Origin of the sequence: Nocardia grenadensis (assembly GCF_050942415.1) — a bacterium.
In the GTDB taxonomy this organism is placed as follows: Bacteria; Actinomycetota; Actinomycetes; order Mycobacteriales; family Mycobacteriaceae; genus Nocardia; species Nocardia grenadensis.
In genome coordinates, this window is record NZ_CP192054.1 from 273,367 (window position 1) to 288,718 (window position 15,352).

The 15,352-nt window shown below is 66.8% G+C and carries 13 protein-coding genes and 1 tRNA gene; 7 read left to right on the plus strand and 7 right to left on the minus strand.

Going from position 1 to position 15,352, the window contains the following annotated elements; genetic code table 11:
- Positions 1–149: 149 nt before the first annotated feature.
- Positions 150–1,001 (plus strand): ion transporter, encoded by an 852-nt coding sequence (locus ACQPYS_RS01200; protein WP_063035239.1) that lies wholly within the window; start codon positions 150–152, stop codon positions 999–1,001.
- 141 nt (positions 1,002–1,142) lie between these two features.
- Here the strand turns inward: ACQPYS_RS01200 and ACQPYS_RS01205 are convergent, their stop codons facing one another.
- On the minus strand, positions 1,143–1,601 hold the full coding sequence (locus ACQPYS_RS01205; protein WP_433491480.1) for an SRPBCC family protein: 459 nt from the start codon (positions 1,599–1,601) through the stop codon (positions 1,143–1,145).
- Between the two features lie 172 nt (positions 1,602–1,773).
- Complete coding sequence (locus tag ACQPYS_RS01210; RefSeq protein WP_030524229.1) at positions 1,774–1,959, minus strand: DUF1918 domain-containing protein; 186 nt, start codon at positions 1,957–1,959, stop codon at positions 1,774–1,776.
- A 271-nt stretch (positions 1,960–2,230) separates the two neighbouring features.
- Between ACQPYS_RS01210 and ACQPYS_RS01215 the strand changes: the two genes are divergently transcribed.
- The 3 genes from ACQPYS_RS01215 to ACQPYS_RS01225 all read left to right on the plus strand — a co-directional run bounded on the left by ACQPYS_RS01215 (position 2,231) and on the right by ACQPYS_RS01225 (position 5,297).
- Positions 2,231–2,815: a dihydrofolate reductase family protein gene (locus ACQPYS_RS01215; protein ID WP_433491481.1), complete on the plus strand. Its 585-nt coding sequence runs from the start codon at positions 2,231–2,233 to the stop codon at positions 2,813–2,815.
- Positions 2,816–2,994: 179 nt separating this feature from the next.
- Complete coding sequence (locus tag ACQPYS_RS01220; protein ID WP_433491482.1) at positions 2,995–4,260, plus strand: aspartate kinase; 1,266 nt, start codon at positions 2,995–2,997, stop codon at positions 4,258–4,260.
- 2 nt (positions 4,261–4,262) lie between these two features.
- Positions 4,263–5,297: an aspartate-semialdehyde dehydrogenase gene (locus ACQPYS_RS01225; protein WP_433491483.1), complete on the plus strand. Its 1,035-nt coding sequence runs from the start codon at positions 4,263–4,265 to the stop codon at positions 5,295–5,297.
- A gap of 23 nt (positions 5,298–5,320) precedes the next feature.
- On the opposite strand, the gene ACQPYS_RS01230 is transcribed toward ACQPYS_RS01225, so the two are convergent.
- Positions 5,321–6,679 (minus strand): serine hydrolase domain-containing protein, encoded by a 1,359-nt coding sequence (locus ACQPYS_RS01230; RefSeq protein WP_433491484.1) that lies wholly within the window; start codon positions 6,677–6,679, stop codon positions 5,321–5,323.
- A 1,340-nt stretch (positions 6,680–8,019) separates the two neighbouring features.
- The gene (locus tag ACQPYS_RS01235) at positions 8,020–9,288 is read right to left on the minus strand and encodes an FAD-dependent monooxygenase (RefSeq protein WP_433491485.1); all 1,269 of its coding nucleotides are present in this window, start codon (positions 9,286–9,288) and stop codon (positions 8,020–8,022) included.
- 105 nt (positions 9,289–9,393) lie between these two features.
- Here ACQPYS_RS01235 and ACQPYS_RS01240 point away from each other — a divergent pair, with 105 nt between their 5' ends.
- A complete protein-coding gene (locus ACQPYS_RS01240) occupies positions 9,394–9,972 on the plus strand; it encodes a TetR/AcrR family transcriptional regulator (RefSeq protein WP_433491486.1) in 579 nt (192 codons plus the stop codon).
- Positions 9,973–10,438: 466 nt separating this feature from the next.
- On the opposite strand, the gene ACQPYS_RS01245 is transcribed toward ACQPYS_RS01240, so the two are convergent.
- Both ACQPYS_RS01245 and ACQPYS_RS01250 read right to left on the minus strand, forming a co-directional pair.
- A tRNA-Pro gene (locus ACQPYS_RS01245) sits at positions 10,439–10,512 on the minus strand.
- Positions 10,513–10,597: 85 nt separating this feature from the next.
- On the minus strand, positions 10,598–11,560 hold the full coding sequence (locus tag ACQPYS_RS01250) for a metallophosphoesterase (protein ID WP_433491487.1): 963 nt from the start codon (positions 11,558–11,560) through the stop codon (positions 10,598–10,600).
- Between the two features lie 203 nt (positions 11,561–11,763).
- Here ACQPYS_RS01250 and ACQPYS_RS01255 point away from each other — a divergent pair, with 203 nt between their 5' ends.
- Positions 11,764–12,228: a GatB/YqeY domain-containing protein gene (locus ACQPYS_RS01255; protein WP_063035250.1), complete on the plus strand. Its 465-nt coding sequence runs from the start codon at positions 11,764–11,766 to the stop codon at positions 12,226–12,228.
- A 21-nt stretch (positions 12,229–12,249) separates the two neighbouring features.
- Here the strand turns inward: ACQPYS_RS01255 and ACQPYS_RS01260 are convergent, their stop codons facing one another.
- Positions 12,250–14,637: a penicillin-binding protein gene (locus ACQPYS_RS01260; protein WP_433491488.1), complete on the minus strand. Its 2,388-nt coding sequence runs from the start codon at positions 14,635–14,637 to the stop codon at positions 12,250–12,252.
- 349 nt (positions 14,638–14,986) lie between these two features.
- Between ACQPYS_RS01260 and ACQPYS_RS01265 the strand changes: the two genes are divergently transcribed.
- Positions 14,987–15,310 (plus strand): WhiB family transcriptional regulator, encoded by a 324-nt coding sequence (locus tag ACQPYS_RS01265; protein ID WP_030524217.1) that lies wholly within the window; start codon positions 14,987–14,989, stop codon positions 15,308–15,310.
- The last annotated feature ends 42 nt before the right edge of the window (positions 15,311–15,352 follow it).

Genomic DNA, 15,352 nt, shown 5'->3' on the forward strand with positions numbered 1-15,352 from the left:
TGGACCGCGATATCGGAATACACCGGTCGCCCGCCCGAGTGAGTCCTGCTGAGTGGTGCAGCTGCCGCTCACGGGCACCGTACACGGGCCGCGCACCGGAACGGCGGGTAATACTGGGCGGCGATCTTTCGGCGTCGAAGGGAATGTAGGTGTCAACACCGTCGTCCACGGAGTCCGGTCCCGGGTATGCACCCGAAACCCCCGAGCCCGAGAGGTTCCCGCGGAAACCGCCCGCCCTGTGGACCGATTTCGTCATGCTGGCGCTGGCCGCGATCTCGGTCGTGCTGGTGTGCTGGATCACCTTCTTCGAAGTGCCCCCCGAGACCTACCGGGTCATCGTCGGTGTCGACTACGCCATCTGCGCGGTGTTCGCCATCGAGTTCCTCTGGCGCTGGCGCCGGGGCGGCTGGCCGTGGACCTTCCCGTTCGTCTACTGGTACGAGGTCCTCGGCATGATCCCGGTGGCCAGCCCGTTCTTCCGAGCTTTCCGGTTACTGCGGATCGTGGTGATCCTGGTCCGGCTGGCCCGCGTCGCCGACCGGGTGTTCGGAGACCGCGTCACTGCCGCGGTGATCAACCATTCGGTGGGCACGATCGTGGAGGTCATCAAGCGCCCGATGACCATCGCGATCATGGAGGAGGTCACCGCCGTCCTGCGGACGGGGCACTACACCCGCAATATCGCGGCGGCGCTGGAGGAGAACCGCAGCGAACTCGACGAGATGATCGTCGAGATGATCAAGAACGATCCGCAGACCGGCCGCGTCCGCTATATCCCGTTCCACGACGAGATCATCCGCCTGGTCGCCGACACCGTGTTCCGGATCCTGTTCCAGGTGCTGGCCGATCCGCGCACCGACGAACTCGTCTCGGACATGATCCGGGAGAATGTGGACCAGATCCGCGAATCGGTGCGTACCGGGGTCAAGGTGGCGCCGTCGGCCTACGGTCCGACCGCGGATCACCTCACTGCCCGGCACTTCACACAGCGGGAGGCCTGATGCGGTAGCGGGGCGCCGCGAACCGCCGGGTCGCCCAGCCGAGAAGTGCGGTCGGGACCGCGCACAGCACCGCCGGTCGGGCCTGCCCGTGGCAGCTCGAAATCCGCCGGCGCGGAGATCGCGGGTACGGCGCGAGCGGGCTCAGACGAGGTCGTAGGTCTCGGATTCGGGAAACTGCTCGGCGTAGGCGGCGAAATTCTCCACCAGGGCCTCGTAGGATCTGCGGACCGCCCGACTGCCCAGGAATCCGGGCAGGGGCAACGGCGTGTACTGCTCGACGTGCAGCAGTACCGCGCTACCGGTGTCGCCCGCAGTGACCTCGAAGTATCCGCCGCCCCTGATACCGCGGGTGCTGTCGGAGACCTCCCAGGACATCCGGTTCTCCGACCAGTCGAACTCCCACACCTGCATATCCGGGGTATTGGAGACCGAGACCTGGATGAAGACCCGGCGCGGCCGGCCTTCTTCGTCGCGCCCCGCCACGCGCGCGTCCTCGAAATCGGGCGACCATTCGGACAGCATCTCGACCGCCATCAACGCGTCCATGACCTGGTCCGGGTCGGCCTCGACGGAGAATCTGATATCGGTCTTCGTACGCATACTGTCCCTCGCCCCCGGTTATTACGAATCGGCCACGATTCTTCCCGGGGGTCGGGTGATCGTCAACACGCTCCTTCGCCGCAGCGATTATTCCGCCCGCGGGTACACCGGCCGCAAAGGTTTGCGGGGCCGGCCCTGAACCGGGGTCCGCTGTGCCTGTCGCGTGGGCAGGTCAGGGTGTTCGTTCGACTGTCGCGTCCGGGCCGGGGAAGACCAGGGACTCGTGTCCGTCGTCGAAACGCACCAGATATGGCGGCGTTCCGTCGCGGCCGTGGACCTCTACGATCTCTCCCTCGTGGTCGACTTCGCCGACGGTGTGCCCGTGCACGTGCAACCGGTCTCCGACGTTTGCCATCATGCAGCCCATTATTCGAGCCCTATGGCGGGCATCACAACCCCGATCGAATCGCTATCGCCTGATTGGTGGTGGCTCGTAATCAATTCGGGCGCCGGATATCGAGTGTGTTCGAGTTCGGTTTCTTCGATGACAACCGGATCGATATGTGCCCGGCCTCGGATTCGGCCACCTGCGCCCCCGTCCGCGAGGACCGCCGGTTCTTGACACCACTCCGAATGTAGTACTACGTTCTAACCACTTCAGTTGGAGTACTACGAACAGGCGGTACCTCATGCGAAAGCTCGTCTACTATGTGGCCGTCTCAATCGACGGCTATATCGCCGGTCCCGGCGGAGAATTCGACTTCTATCCCCTCGGCGCCGATATGGCCGAATGGATCAACGAGCGCTATCCCGAATCCCTCCCCGGGCATATCCGTGAACAGGCGGGTATCGCACCCGACGTGCCGAACCGGCACTGGGACACGCTGATCATGGGTCGTGGCACCTATGAACCCGCACTGGTGGCGGGCATCGCCAGCCCCTATGCCCACATGAAGCAGTACATCGTCTCCACCACCCTGACCGGCGTGGCGGACCCGGAGATCGAACTGGTGCGCACCGACCCGGTCGAACTGGTGCGCCGACTCAAGAAGGAGGACGGACCGCAGGGCAAGGACATCTGGCTTTGTGGCGGCGGCACCCTCGCCGGTGCGTTGATCGAGGAGATCGACCAGCTCATCTTCAAGAGTTACCCGGTGTTGGCCGGCGCCGGCGTTCCCGCGCTGGGGGGAAATTTCCGGCCCGCACTGTTCAATCCTGTGCGGCGGCAGGAGTTCGGTAACGGAGCACAGGTGACCTGGTTCGATCGGGTATGAGACCTGTTCGGGTATCCGCCGCGCCCGCCCGCGCGTGGGGCGGGCGGGCGCGCAGGTAAACGTGACGTCACGCTGCTGTGTGTTATTCCACAGCCTGGCCGGATACTCCCGGAACAGCGTGGCCGGCATCGGTACGCTATTGCACTGATCGCCTGTTCGCTGACATTGGAGGACCCCTCGTGGCACTCGTTGTCCAGAAGTACGGAGGATCCTCGGTAGCCTCTGCCGACCGGATCCGTCGCGTCGCCGAACGGATCGTCGAGACGAAGAAGCAGGGCCACGACGTGGTCGTGGTGTGCTCAGCCATGGGCGATACCACCGACGAGCTGCTCGACCTGGCCGAGCAGGTCTCTCCCGCGCCCCCCGCCCGGGAGATGGACATGCTGCTCACCTCGGGTGAACGCATCTCCAACGCCCTGGTGGCCATGGCCATTCACAGTCTCGGCGCCGAGGCGCGGTCGTTCACCGGCTCCCAGGCCGGTGTCATCACCACGTCGGTGCACGGTAAGGCCAAGATCATCGACGTGACGCCGGGCCGTCTCCGCGAAGCCCTGGACGAGGGCACCATCGTCCTGGTCGCGGGTTTCCAGGGCGTCAGCCAGGACAGCAAGGACGTCACCACGCTGGGGCGTGGTGGTTCCGACACCACCGCGGTCGCGCTGGCCGCGGCGCTGGAGGCCGACGTCTGTGAGATCTACACCGACGTGGACGGAGTCTTCACCGCCGATCCGCGCATCGTGAGCGATGCGCAGAAGCTCGAGCAGGTCTCCTATGAGGAAATGCTCGAGATGGCGGCCTGCGGGTCGAAGGTACTCATGCTGCGCTGCGTCGAATACGCGCGCCGCTACAACGTGCCCGTGCATGTGCGTTCGTCCTATACCGACAAGCACGGCACCTATGTATACGGATCGATGGAGGACATTCCCTTGGAACAAGCAATCCTGACGGGCGTCGCGCACGACCGCAGCGAGGCCAAGGTGACCGTGGTCGGGCTGCCGGACGAACCCGGATACGCCGCCAAGGTGTTCCGTTACGTGGCGGAAGCCGAGATCAACATCGATATGGTCCTGCAGAACATCTCCAAGGTGGAGACCGGCAAGACCGACATCACCTTCACCCTCCCCAGGGCCGACGGCGTCCGGGCGGTGGAGATGCTGAGCAAATACCAGAGCGAGATCGGCTTCTCCCAGGTCCTCTACGACGACCACATCGGCAAGGTATCGCTGGTCGGCGCCGGGATGAAGAGCCATCCCGGGGTCACCGCCACCTTCTGTGAGGCGCTGGCCGAGGCCGGTATCAATATCGATCTCATCTCCACCTCCGAGATCCGGATCTCGGTACTGGTCAAGGACACCGAACTCGACGATGCGGTGCAGGTACTGCATCGCGCCTTCGACCTCGGCGGCGACGAGGTCGCCGTCGTTCATGCCGGAACGGGGCGATAACTATGGGTGTACGGGTAGGTGTGGTCGGCGCGACCGGTCAGGTCGGCGCCGTGATGCGCAAACTGCTCGAGGAACGAGATTTCCCCGCCGACGAGGTGCGCTTCTTCGCCTCGGCGCGTTCGGCCGGTAAGAAGTTGCCGTGGCGCGGCGGTGAGATCGTGGTGGAGGACACCGAGACCGCCGACCCGTCGGGCCTGGATATCGCGCTGTTCTCCGCCGGCGCCACCATGTCGCGGGTACAGGCGCCGCGGTTCGCCGCCGCGGGAGTCACCGTGATCGACAACTCCTCGGCCTGGCGTAAGGATCCCGACGTTCCGCTGGTGGTCAGCGAGGTGAACCCGGAGCAGACCCGCAATCTGGTCAAGGGCATCATCGCCAATCCCAACTGCACCACCATGGCCGCGATGCCGGTGCTCAAACCGCTGCACGACGCGGCCGGTTTGCAGCGCCTCATCGTGTCCAGCTACCAGGCGGTATCGGGTAGCGGTCTGGCCGGTGTCGAGGAGCTCGCCTCGCAAACCCGCGCGGTCATCGATGACGCGGAGAAGCTGACCCACGACGGTGGCGCGGCGGATTTCCCGGCCCCGAACAAGTACGTGGCGCCGATCGCGTTCAATGTGCTGGCGCTGGCGGGTTCGCTGGTGGACGACGGTTCCGGGGAGACCGACGAGGACCAGAAACTGCGCAACGAGAGCCGCAAGATCCTGGACCTGCCGGAGCTGCTGGTGAGCGGGACCTGTGTCCGGGTGCCGGTGTTCACCGGGCACTCGCTGTCGGTGAACGCCGAATTCGCCGATCCACTGTCGGTGGAACGAGCCCAGGAAATTCTGGCCAAGGCCCCCGGGGTGGAGCTGGTCGACGTCCCGACGCCGCTGGCCGCCGCAGGTAGGGACGAATCGCTGGTCGGCCGTATCCGCCAGGATCCGGGCGTCCCGGACGGGCGTGGGCTGGCGCTGTTCATCTCCGGCGACAATCTGCGCAAGGGCGCGGCGCTGAACACCATCCAGATCGCCGAGGTCCTGCTCGCCGATCGCTGACGGGCGTGGGTACGCCGCCCGGTTCAGTGGGTTCCCGGGGTGCGCGGATCGTTTCCGAGGCACGCCAGGAGGACACAGCCGGGCGGCGCGTCGCTGAACGGCGCCGCGAGCGGTTCGCCGAGGCAGGCGAACACATCGCAGCCCGGGTAGGCGGAATTACCGACCCCGAAGACCGCGAGCAGGATATCGGTATCGATATAGGAGTTCGGGTCGGTGCGCAGCGGCGGCTCCACGTACGGGCCGGGGTCGGAGACCGGGGGGCGATGGAAGGCGGCCATGAGCCGCCGGAAGAACTCGTGCGGAAGTTCGCCGGTGTGCGCGATGACGCCGGCCGGACCGTAGGCGCTGAAATTCCCGAACACCCCGGTCCACACCACCACCAGGTCCAGGCTCGGAACGACGAAGACGTTCTGCAGGCCCACTCCGGCCATCGCATAGGTGTCCGGCGGCAGGAACGCCGCGTTCTCCGCGCAACCGGGACCGGTCCAGAACAGATATCCGTAGCAGGGGTTGGCCGGCGAGGGGGCGGCCGCGCGGGACAGATACGCGGCGGGCACGATGCGGCGGCCGTTCCAGTTGCCGTTGCCCGCGACCAGCAGGCCGAGTTTGGCCAGATCGTTCGGCGAGATCAGTAGATGCGCGTACCCGTAGGTGTGGCCGGACCGGTCTCGCGCCCAGTACCAGTCGCCGCGTTCGATGCCGAGCGGTTCGAACAGTTCCCGCTGCGCGAAGTCCTGTAGCGGTTCACCGACCGCCAGTTCCAGCACATACGACAGCAGGTCGACGGTGCGCTGGCTGTAGGTGAAGACGGTGCCAGGTTCGTGGTCCAGCGGGACGCCCAGCGCCTGGACCGCGCTGTTGGGGTCGAGCGGTACCGCTCCGGTGAGCCCCTCGGTGACCACACCGGTGCGCATACCCGAGGTCTCGGTGAGCAGATCCTCGACCGTGATCGCCCGGCGCCGCGCATCACCGAGTCCCGGCGGCAGGTACCGGTCGATGGGTGCCTCGATATCGATCCGGCCGTCGTCGGACGCGATCCCGGTGAGCAGCGAGACCACGCTCTTGGTGACGCTCCACACGTTCCACGGTGTCGTACCGGTGCGCGCGTTGTCCGGCCCCTCGCCGACCAGACAGTTGTGCCGGAAGACCTGGATATTGAGGCGGTTGCGGCCTGCGGCGAAGGCCAGGGCGTCGGTCAGCCGGGCCGCGTCCAGCCCTACCTGTTCCGGTGCGGCCCGGGCCGGTCCCCGGCCGGAGGACACCTGGCACCGGGCGGTCGTGTCATCGGTTTCCGGTATCGCCTGTGCCTGCGCCGCGAAGAGCTGTCCCGCTATCAGTGTTACCGCCGTGACCCCCGCCAGGAGCCCACCGAAACGCGTCATGCGGATCACCCTAATCAGGGGGTCGGCCGCAGGGCCGGTTATCTCGCGGCCCACACAGCACGACGCCCCTGCCCGATCAAACGATCGGTTCAGGGGCGAGTTACCGGCGCGATTATCGCGGTGCCGGCGGGTTGTCGGCGCGGGGCCCGATCAGAGCAGACCGAACCAATAGACCGCACAGGCCAGGGCCCATAACACCAACGTGTTCATCCACACTCCCACTTGTTGTCGTAGCGGATATCTCCATGATGCCCGAGATACACCGATCCCGGAGCAGGTCCCCGGCCTGTGCCCCGACCTTGTCTGCACTGTGATGAATCGTGGTCGCGGCGTTATAAGTTCACGTTAAGTGCCTGCCAAGCGCGGGGCCGCATTGTTGGTGTCGAGGCCGGGACAACCGGTAACGAGGACACCGCGAAGAGGAACCCGCAATGATCAGCAAGCTGAACGTCACGCCCGCTCCCGGTGGCGCCACCGCCGCGGTGGTGGCGGCTGCCGAGCCCGCCGCGGCGACCGAAGGTGAGCCGGGCACCGCTCCGGCCGGCCGGAGCGGTGTGGCGACGAGGTCGCCGTCGATACCGGTGCCTCCGGCGACCGCGTCGCGGCGCGTGGTCGGCGTGGACGACACCGGTGGATCCGGTACCGCACCGCGATCGTCGGTGCCGCGCGAGCCGGTCTGCCCCGCGCCGACGAGCCGGAGAGCGTCCGGGCGGGCGGCGACGAACCGGGCGAGATGGGCGCCGGCCTGTCGGCGACCGGCCGCCTGAGCCGGGTATCGCACCGAACTCGGCGTAGCCGGCTGCCACGGTGGCCGGGCACGCCGCGGTGGGGGGTACGGACCGGTACCTGGGGAGGAACCGGAAACGACCGGCGGGGGATGGGGCGGACCCAGGGGAGGGATCCGCCGGGAGGGGTGAGGTGGTTTCGGGCCCGGGGAGGAATCGGAACCCCTCGACGGTAGGGGTCGTGGGAACCGGTGGGAGCCGGGAACTGCGGGTGGCCGGGTCGGTCTGTCCCGAGGGGTGGCAGACGACCATCGGCCGGCGGCAACGTCCGTCCGGGCTGGTCTCGCGGGGTGACCGGCCCGGACGGCCATCGAGCGATGGTTCGGCTCTTCCGGATGCTCGGCAGCGGAATCGGACAGGCGACGAGTGTGGTCGATCCGGTCCGCTGCCAGCGGAAGGTAACCGTTCGAGGGAATCGGCGATGGTGGTCGAGGTATCGAAAGTGGAGACCACAGTAGGTGGGTCTTCCGGCCGACCGCTCCGGGTTCTTCGTACCGCGGCTAACGGTGTAGCCGCGCGGGCCCGGGCGCCGGCGACGATCCTGCTCTCCACCGGTTACAGCGGCAGTGTTCCCTGTTCCGCGGTGGGGAGATCGGTGGAGTAGTCGGGCAGCGTGTAGTCGTCGGTGCCGGACATCATGCGGGTCATCAGTGGCTGCATGATCCGGGAGGTGGTGAACCGGACCAGGGCCAGTGAGGCCCGGATACCCGCCCGGGTGCGCGGGGTCATGGCCTTCACCCCACCGGGCGGGAGCTGCTGCGCGGATTCCACGAATTGGCGCAGGACCTCGCCGTACCGGGCCAGTGCGGCGGCGGGCCGGTCCGGGGTGCGTACGATCTCGCCGACCAGTATGTAGGCGCCGACCAGCGCCATGGCCGTGCCCTGCCCGCTCAGTGGTGACCCGCAGTATCCGGCATCCCCGACCAATGCGATCCGATCGGTCGTCCAGCGCGTCATGGTGATCCGCGCGAGTTCGTCGAAGTAGAAGTCCTCGGCCCGGTCCATCGCGGCGTCGACGTCGGCGATCAGCGGGCCGCCGGCGGCGAGCCCTTCGCGCAGCAACCGTTTCTGGGCCGCGGTATCGCGCCGCAGTGCGGGGTCGGCGGGGCGCCGGATGGTGATCATCGCCTTGGTGGTCGCCGGGTCGGCGTCCGGCCGGAAGCCGAGGAAGGTGCCGCCGGGCAGCAGTTGCACGGTCATCCAGTGCGGGCGGATCCCCGCCGGGGTCGGCATGGTGAAGTACGAGGTGTATCCGCCGAGATAGGTGCTGAACTGCTCTTCGGGCCCGAAGGCCAGCCGCCGCGTGGTGGAGTGCAGGCCGTCGGCGCCGACCACCAGGTCGAATTCCTCCGTGGCTCCGGAACCGAATTCCACCGAGACGCCGTGCGCGTGCTCGCGCAGTGCGTGTATCGACTCGCCGTACCGGTAGTCGATACCGCATGTCTCGGGGCGCGCGTTCTCCTCGGCGATGGCATCCAGCAGCACCTGGTTGAGATCGCCGCGGGTGATCTCGATTTCGGCCACCGCTCCGTTGCCTTCGAAGAGTTCGGCCGGCATCCGGGCTGCTTCGCGACCTGCGGCGTCCACGTACACCATGCCTCGTTCGTCGAGCTGGTGCCTGCGGATGCCCGGCACGAGGCCCATCCGCTCTGCCACGGTCCGGCTGGGTCCGCGCAGGTCGACGGCCTGGCCGCCCGGCCGCGGCGCGGCCGCGCGTTCGATCACCGTGGGCCGGATTCCGGCGCGCAGCAGTTGCAGGGCGACCGCGTTACCGGCGATACCGCCACCGGAGATGAGTACGCGCGGGGTGGTCTGTGTGGTCATCGTGTCCTCGCTCAAAGAGTTACTCGTATGTCTTAGACATATGTCTAACACAGCTGTAGAACAAACGTCTAGAACAAATGTCTAATACACGGTTAGAGTGGAGGCATGGGAAACAAGGAGGATCTCCTCGCGGCCGCGCGTACCTGCATCTACGAACGCGGGTTCGCCGCCACCACGGCCCGCGATATCGCCAGCACCGCGGGAGTCAGCCTGGCCGCCATCGGCTACCACTTCGGCTCGAAGGACCGTCTGCTCACCGAGGCGTTCACCGACGAGACGGGTCGGGTGATCGGTGACGACCTCGAACGGCGGATCAGAGCGACCGCCGGCCGATCCGCGGGCGCGGCGTTCCCGGAGGTCTGGGACGGTATCGCCGAGCTGTTCGACCGCAATCGGGACGTGCTGGTGGCGAGTATGGAGAATGTGGTCCGCATCTACCGGACCCCCAGTGAACAGCCGCGAATGGGGGAGATGTACGAGGTCGCGGTCTCCGAGATCGCGAATCTGGTCGCCGAGTCCTACCCCGGCCTCGACGGTTCCCGGGCGCGTGCCGTCGCCGAGCTGTACTTCGTCATCCTCAACGGCTTGGTGATGCAGTGGATGAGCAGTCCGGGTGCGGAAATGCCGAGCGGGGCCCGGTTAGGAGAGGCGATCAGTGCCCTGACCTTGGACGAACGTTCGTAGTAGGGCTTGGGGCCGCCGGGCTTCCGGTCTTTTCCGGCGGTCACGCCGCGCACGGGCGTCGATGACCTCGGCCGGATGAGGCCCGCGGGCGGAATTCCGCAGCATTCATACGCTGCGAGCATCCGGTGCGGAATGGGGTCGCGCATTCCCGCGTTGGTTTGGTTCGATAGCTATCGAACCGAAAGGTGGGCAAACTATGCGGGTCATCGGTTTCGACGAGCCCGGGGGCCCGAGGTCTTACGCGCGTTCGACCTCCCCGAACCGGCCGTCGGCCCCGGGCAGCTGCGAATCCGGGTACGCGCCGCGGCCGTGGGTGCGCGGACGTATCGTCCTCGAGTTCTGACGACGGATATTCGAACCGGGCGGTTCGGTTCGTACCAACCCGGCAGCGTGTAGCCCGGTCCGGAATACGAAAAAGGCCCCTGACCGATGGTCAGGGGCCTAGTCGTGTCTCGACCAACACGAGTCGGGGTGGCGGGATTTGAACCCACGACCTCTTCGTCCCGAACGAAGCGCGCTACCAAGCTGCGCCACACCCCGTGAAGTGGACCTGCGATAGCTTACATCAGGTCCGGTCCGGAAAAGAAACCGACTGTTCAGGGCCTATTTCCGGTAGTGGCCCGGGCTACCGGGCGACGGCCTGCGAGGTCGACACTCCGTGGCCGGAATCGGCGGCGGGCTGCTTGGGCGGAGCGGCGACGAGGGTGAGCAACGTGGCCTCGGGCCGGCAGCAGAAGCGGTACGGCGCCCAGGGGGAGGTACCGATTCCGGCGGAGACGTGCAGGCGGGTATGCGCACCCCATTTGGACGGGCCCTTGACCCGCGACCGGTCGATATCGCAATTGGTGACGAGGGCCCCGTAGCCGGGCAGGCAGAGCTGGCCGCCATGGGTGTGCCCGGCCAGGATCAGGTCGTAGCCGTCGTCGGCGAAGCGGTCCAGGACCCGGGGCTCCGGGGAATGCGTCAGGCCGATGCGGAGATCGGCGAGCGGATTCGGGGCACCGGCGATGGTGTCGTAGCGGTCGCGCTGCAGGTGCGGGTCGTCGACGCCCGCGCTGGCGATGCGGATACCGCCCACCTCGATATCGCGGCGCGTGTGCGTCAGGTCCAGCCAGCCGCGCTCGGTGAATGCCGCGCGCAGATCCTTCCAGGGCAGCGGAGCGCCGTGCACACGTTTGTGGTGCTTGTCGAAATACTTCAGCGGGTTCTTGGGGACCGGCGCGAAGTAATCGTTGCTGCCGAACACGAACAGGCCCGGCCGGGACAGCAGACCACCCAGCGACTGGACCACCGCGGGCACGGCCTTCTGATGCGACAGGTTGTCGCCGGTGTTGATCACCAGGTCGGGTTCGAGCCGGTCGAGTTCGCGCAACCACTGCTGTTTGAGCTTCTGCCCGGGCGTCATGTGCAGATCGCTGATGTGCAATACCCGCAGCGGAGCCGAGCCCGGTCGCAGCACCGGCATCGTGGCTTCGCGCAGAACAAAGGCATTGCGTTCGATCAATGAGGCATAGCCGACTCCGGCCGCCGCGGCTCCGGCGGCGCCGAATGCGGTTCGGCGAAGGACCGACGTCGAGATCACGGGCATTTGCCCAGCATAGGTGACCAGGTCGCCGGGCGCGCAGCGTGTTGAGCCACAGTTTCGGTGGTGTGGCGGGCGGGTTACCTGCCGCGGCAACCGGGGACAGGCCTGTGGCCTCGGGAAATATCCGATCACAGCCGAAGCGAACACGCCCGGTTCAGCGGGTAATCGGGTGGGCGTGGCGGGGTACAGCGGCTACCGTTCTGCCCATGTCGGAACTGAAATCGAGGCTGCGCGCCGATATGACCGCCGCGATGAAGGCGAAGGATTCGCTGCGACTGAACACCCTGCGGATGCTGTTGGCCGCTGTGCAGACGGCCGAGGTCGCCGGGAAGGAAGCCCGCGAACTGTCCGACGCCGAGGTGGTGGCGGTGCTCACCAAGGAGTCGAAGAAACGCAACGAATCCGCCGAGATCTACACCCAGGCGGGCCGCGGGGAACTGGCGGCCAACGAACACGCCGAGGCCCGGATCATCGACGAGTACCTGCCCACCCAGCTGACCGACGCCGAGGTCGCCGATCTGGCCGATACCGCGATCGCCCAGGTCGCCGAGGAAATCGGCGAACGCCCCGGGATGCGGCAGATGGGCCAGGTCATGAAGGTGGCCAACGGGCTGGCCGCCGGCAAGGCCGACGGCTCCCGGATCTCGGCGGCGGTGAAGGCGCGGCTGTAGGCCGCGCCCGCACCGCCGGTGTCAGCGGGGGATGGGCACTGGAATGGGGATGGGCGGCAGGAACGGCGGCAGCGGCAATCCGGGGGCGTTCGGGGTGGTCGCGGCCGGCCGGCCCGGCGGCGGTGGTTCGCGGACGGTGCCGTCGCTGAGGTAGATCGTCACCTGCGATCCGGGAATGGCCGACCCGTTCGGTGTCGACCCGGTGACCGTGCCCTTGGGCGCCGAACCTGGTGAAGTCACCGAGGTGACCTTGAAGCCGGCGCCGGTGAGCGCTCCGGTCGCCTCGCCGGCAGTCATTCCAACGACATCGGGTACCTGCGCGTTCTCCGCGCCACGCACGTATTTCTCGTCGACCGGCGGTAGGGCCGGTGGTGGGAAATTGCCCACCACCGGCTTGACGGCGCCGAACCAGGTGCGGGCGGGTTCGTTGCCACCGAACAGGCCGTTGGCGTCGCTGGCCGGGCAATTGCGCAGCGGGAAGGAGCAGATCTCGCCGGGGGTCGGGCTGTCGCCGTAGACGTACACCGAGCCCGCGAGCGAGTTGGTGAAGCCCAGGAAGGCAGAGGACCGGTGGCTTTCGGTGGTACCGGTCTTGGCCGAAACGGGCAGATTCCAGCCGGTGTTCCCGGCGGCCGCCGACGCGGTGCCGCCGCCGGCGGAGTCCTTGCCCATGGCGTTGGCGAGGGTGTTCGCCAGACCCGGCTCGACCACCTGTTCACACGCCTGCTCGGTGAGCGGAACGGGTTTGCCGTAGCGGTCGATCACTTCCGCGATCGGCGAGGGCGGGCACCAGGTTCCGCCGGAGGCCAGGGTGGCGGCGACATTAGACAGTTCCAGCGGGTTCACCGCCAGCGGGCCCAGGGTGAACGAGCCGAGATTCTGGCCCTTGATCATATCGGCCAGGCTCTGATTGTCGTCGTGGCCGGAGGTACCGGGCTCGGTGTAGGAGCGCAGGCCGAGCCGGACGGCCATATCGACGGTCGGGGTGACGCCGACGGCCTGGATGAGTTTCACGAAAGCCGTGTTCGGGGAGGTGGCCAGTGCTTCGGTCACCGACATGGGCGACCGGTAGTTGCCCGCGTTCTCGACGCAGTACGTCTCGGGTGGACATCCGGGAGCGCCACCGTTGCCCATACCGCGGGCATCGAACCGGGACGGCACATCGAGCTGGGCGTTGGTGCCCATACCCTTCTCCATCGCCGCGGCGGTGGTGAAGAGTTTGAACACCGAACCCGCGCCGTCGCCGACCATCGAGTACGGCTGGCCGAGCAGGGTTTCGTGCGCGTCCCGGTTCAGGCCGTAGGTGCGGCTGCTCGCCATCGCCAGCAGCGGGTGTTCGTCCTTACCCGGCCCGATCAGCGACATGAGCGAGGCGATGTTCTCCAGATGGGGGTCGGCGTTCGCATTGACCGAGCGCTTCACCGAATCCTGGACGGCGGGGTCCAGGGTGGTGCGGATCAGGTAGCCGCCCTTTTCGATCTGTTCCTTGCTGAGCCCGGCCTCGGCCAGGTACTGCAGGGCGTAGTCGCAGAAGAACCCTCGGTCGCCGGCCGCGATACAACCCCGCGGCAGACCCTTCGGTTCGGGCAGCACACCCAGCGGCTGCGACTTCGCGGCGTGGAACTCCGCGGCCCGGCTCGGGATGTTCTGCATCAGGGTGTCCAGCACCGTGTTGCGGCGCGCGGTGACCCCTTCGGGATTGGTGTAGGGGTTCAGCTTGGAGCTGGACTGCACCATGCCGGCCAGCATCGCCGACTGGGCGATGTTCAGATCCTTGGCGTCGATACCGAAGTAGGTCTGGGCGGCGTCCTGGATGCCGTAGGAGGAATTACCGAACGGGACCAGGTTCAGGTAGCGGGTGAGGACTTCGTCCTTGGTGAGCTCCTTGTCCAGGGTCAGCGCCATGCGGATCTCGCGGATCTTGCGCGCGGGTGTGGTCTCGATGGCGGCCCGGCGTTCGGCGTCGGTCTTGGCGACGACGAGCAGGTTGAAGTTCTTCACATACTGCTGGTCGATGGTCGAGGCGCCCTGCTGGACCTCGCCGCTGCTGGTGTTGGTGAGGAAGGCGCGGATGGTGCCCTGCCAGTCGACGCCGTGGTGGTCGGCGAAGCGCTTGTCCTCGATGGAGACGATGGCCAGCTTCATATCGTTGGAAATCTGGTCGCTGGGCACTTCGAACCGGCGCTGCTCGTAGAGCCAGGCGATGGGATTGCCGGCCGTGTCCACCATGGTGGACACGGCGGGGACGGTTCCCTCGACCAGTTCCGCGGACACGTTGTCGACGGCGTCGGCGGCGCGATTCGAGACGAATCCGAAACCTCCGGCGACCGGGAACAACAATCCGGCTACGAGCACGGAGGCGAGTACACAACTGCCCGCCAGCTTGAGGAGCGCACGTGTGATCGGCACAGCACCAGCGTAGAGGGTCACTGTTCTGGGTTCGTGAAGTGTGGACTCCGGGTGTTGTTCTCGCTGATCAGTGTGTTGAGCGGGGAGTATCGCGCATGGGGTTTGACGTGCGTTTACGGTCTGGAGGGCGAGTGACGGCCGCCGGGTCGCAGGCACGGACGTACCAAAAAGTCATCACTCGGTCTTGCGCAATCGGCATACCTTTACCTAGATTGAGAGCTCAGTGTGATAGAGCTAACACTCAATGTGGAATGTGGTGCACTTCGCGGCGGGGCTCGGGTTGCTGCGTAGTGGACGCGATTCCGGAGCGCCGTGACCCGGTGTTCGGACTGGCAAAGGGGCACACCAAATGCACATGACAACCCCCGTCGCTCGATTGGACGTAGAGCAGGCCGAAGCAAGGATCGCCTGGGTGGCCCAGGCCCGATGCAAGGAAGTGGATCCCGATCAACTATTCGTCCGCGGCGCGGCCCAGCGCAAGGCGGCGACGATCTGCCGGCACTGCCCGGTCCTGATGGAGTGCGGGGCGGACGCTCTGGACAACAGGGTCGAGTTCGGGGTGTGGGGTGGTATGACCGAGCGACAGCGGCGAGCGCTGCTCAAGCAGCATCCCGAGGTGACCTCGTGGTCGGACTTCTTCCACGCGCAGCGCCAGCATCAGGTGGCTATGTAAATCAAATCCCTATTGGACTACCGACCGCCGGGCACTCGAGAT

Bases quoted from the DNA above. Each gene is read 5' to 3' on its own strand.
- ACQPYS_RS01255 (WP_063035250.1), top strand. From the start codon at position 11,764: ATGTCGGAACTGAAATCGAGGCTGCGCGCCGATATGACCGCCGCGATG.
- ACQPYS_RS01265 (WP_030524217.1), top strand. From the start codon at position 14,987: ATGCACATGACAACCCCCGTCGCTCGATTGGACGTAGAGCAGGCCGAA.
- ACQPYS_RS01250 (WP_433491487.1), bottom strand. From the start codon at position 11,560: ATGCCCGTGATCTCGACGTCGGTCCTTCGCCGAACCGCATTCGGCGCC.
- ACQPYS_RS01230 (WP_433491484.1), bottom strand. From the start codon at position 6,679: ATGACGCGTTTCGGTGGGCTCCTGGCGGGGGTCACGGCGGTAACACTG.
- ACQPYS_RS01215 (WP_433491481.1), top strand. From the start codon at position 2,231: ATGCGAAAGCTCGTCTACTATGTGGCCGTCTCAATCGACGGCTATATC.
- ACQPYS_RS01210 (WP_030524229.1), bottom strand. From the start codon at position 1,959: ATGATGGCAAACGTCGGAGACCGGTTGCACGTGCACGGGCACACCGTC.
- ACQPYS_RS01240 (WP_433491486.1), top strand. From the start codon at position 9,394: ATGGGAAACAAGGAGGATCTCCTCGCGGCCGCGCGTACCTGCATCTAC.
- ACQPYS_RS01235 (WP_433491485.1), bottom strand. From the start codon at position 9,288: ATGACCACACAGACCACCCCGCGCGTACTCATCTCCGGTGGCGGTATC.
- ACQPYS_RS01205 (WP_433491480.1), bottom strand. From the start codon at position 1,601: ATGCGTACGAAGACCGATATCAGATTCTCCGTCGAGGCCGACCCGGAC.
- ACQPYS_RS01225 (WP_433491483.1), top strand. From the start codon at position 4,263: ATGGGTGTACGGGTAGGTGTGGTCGGCGCGACCGGTCAGGTCGGCGCC.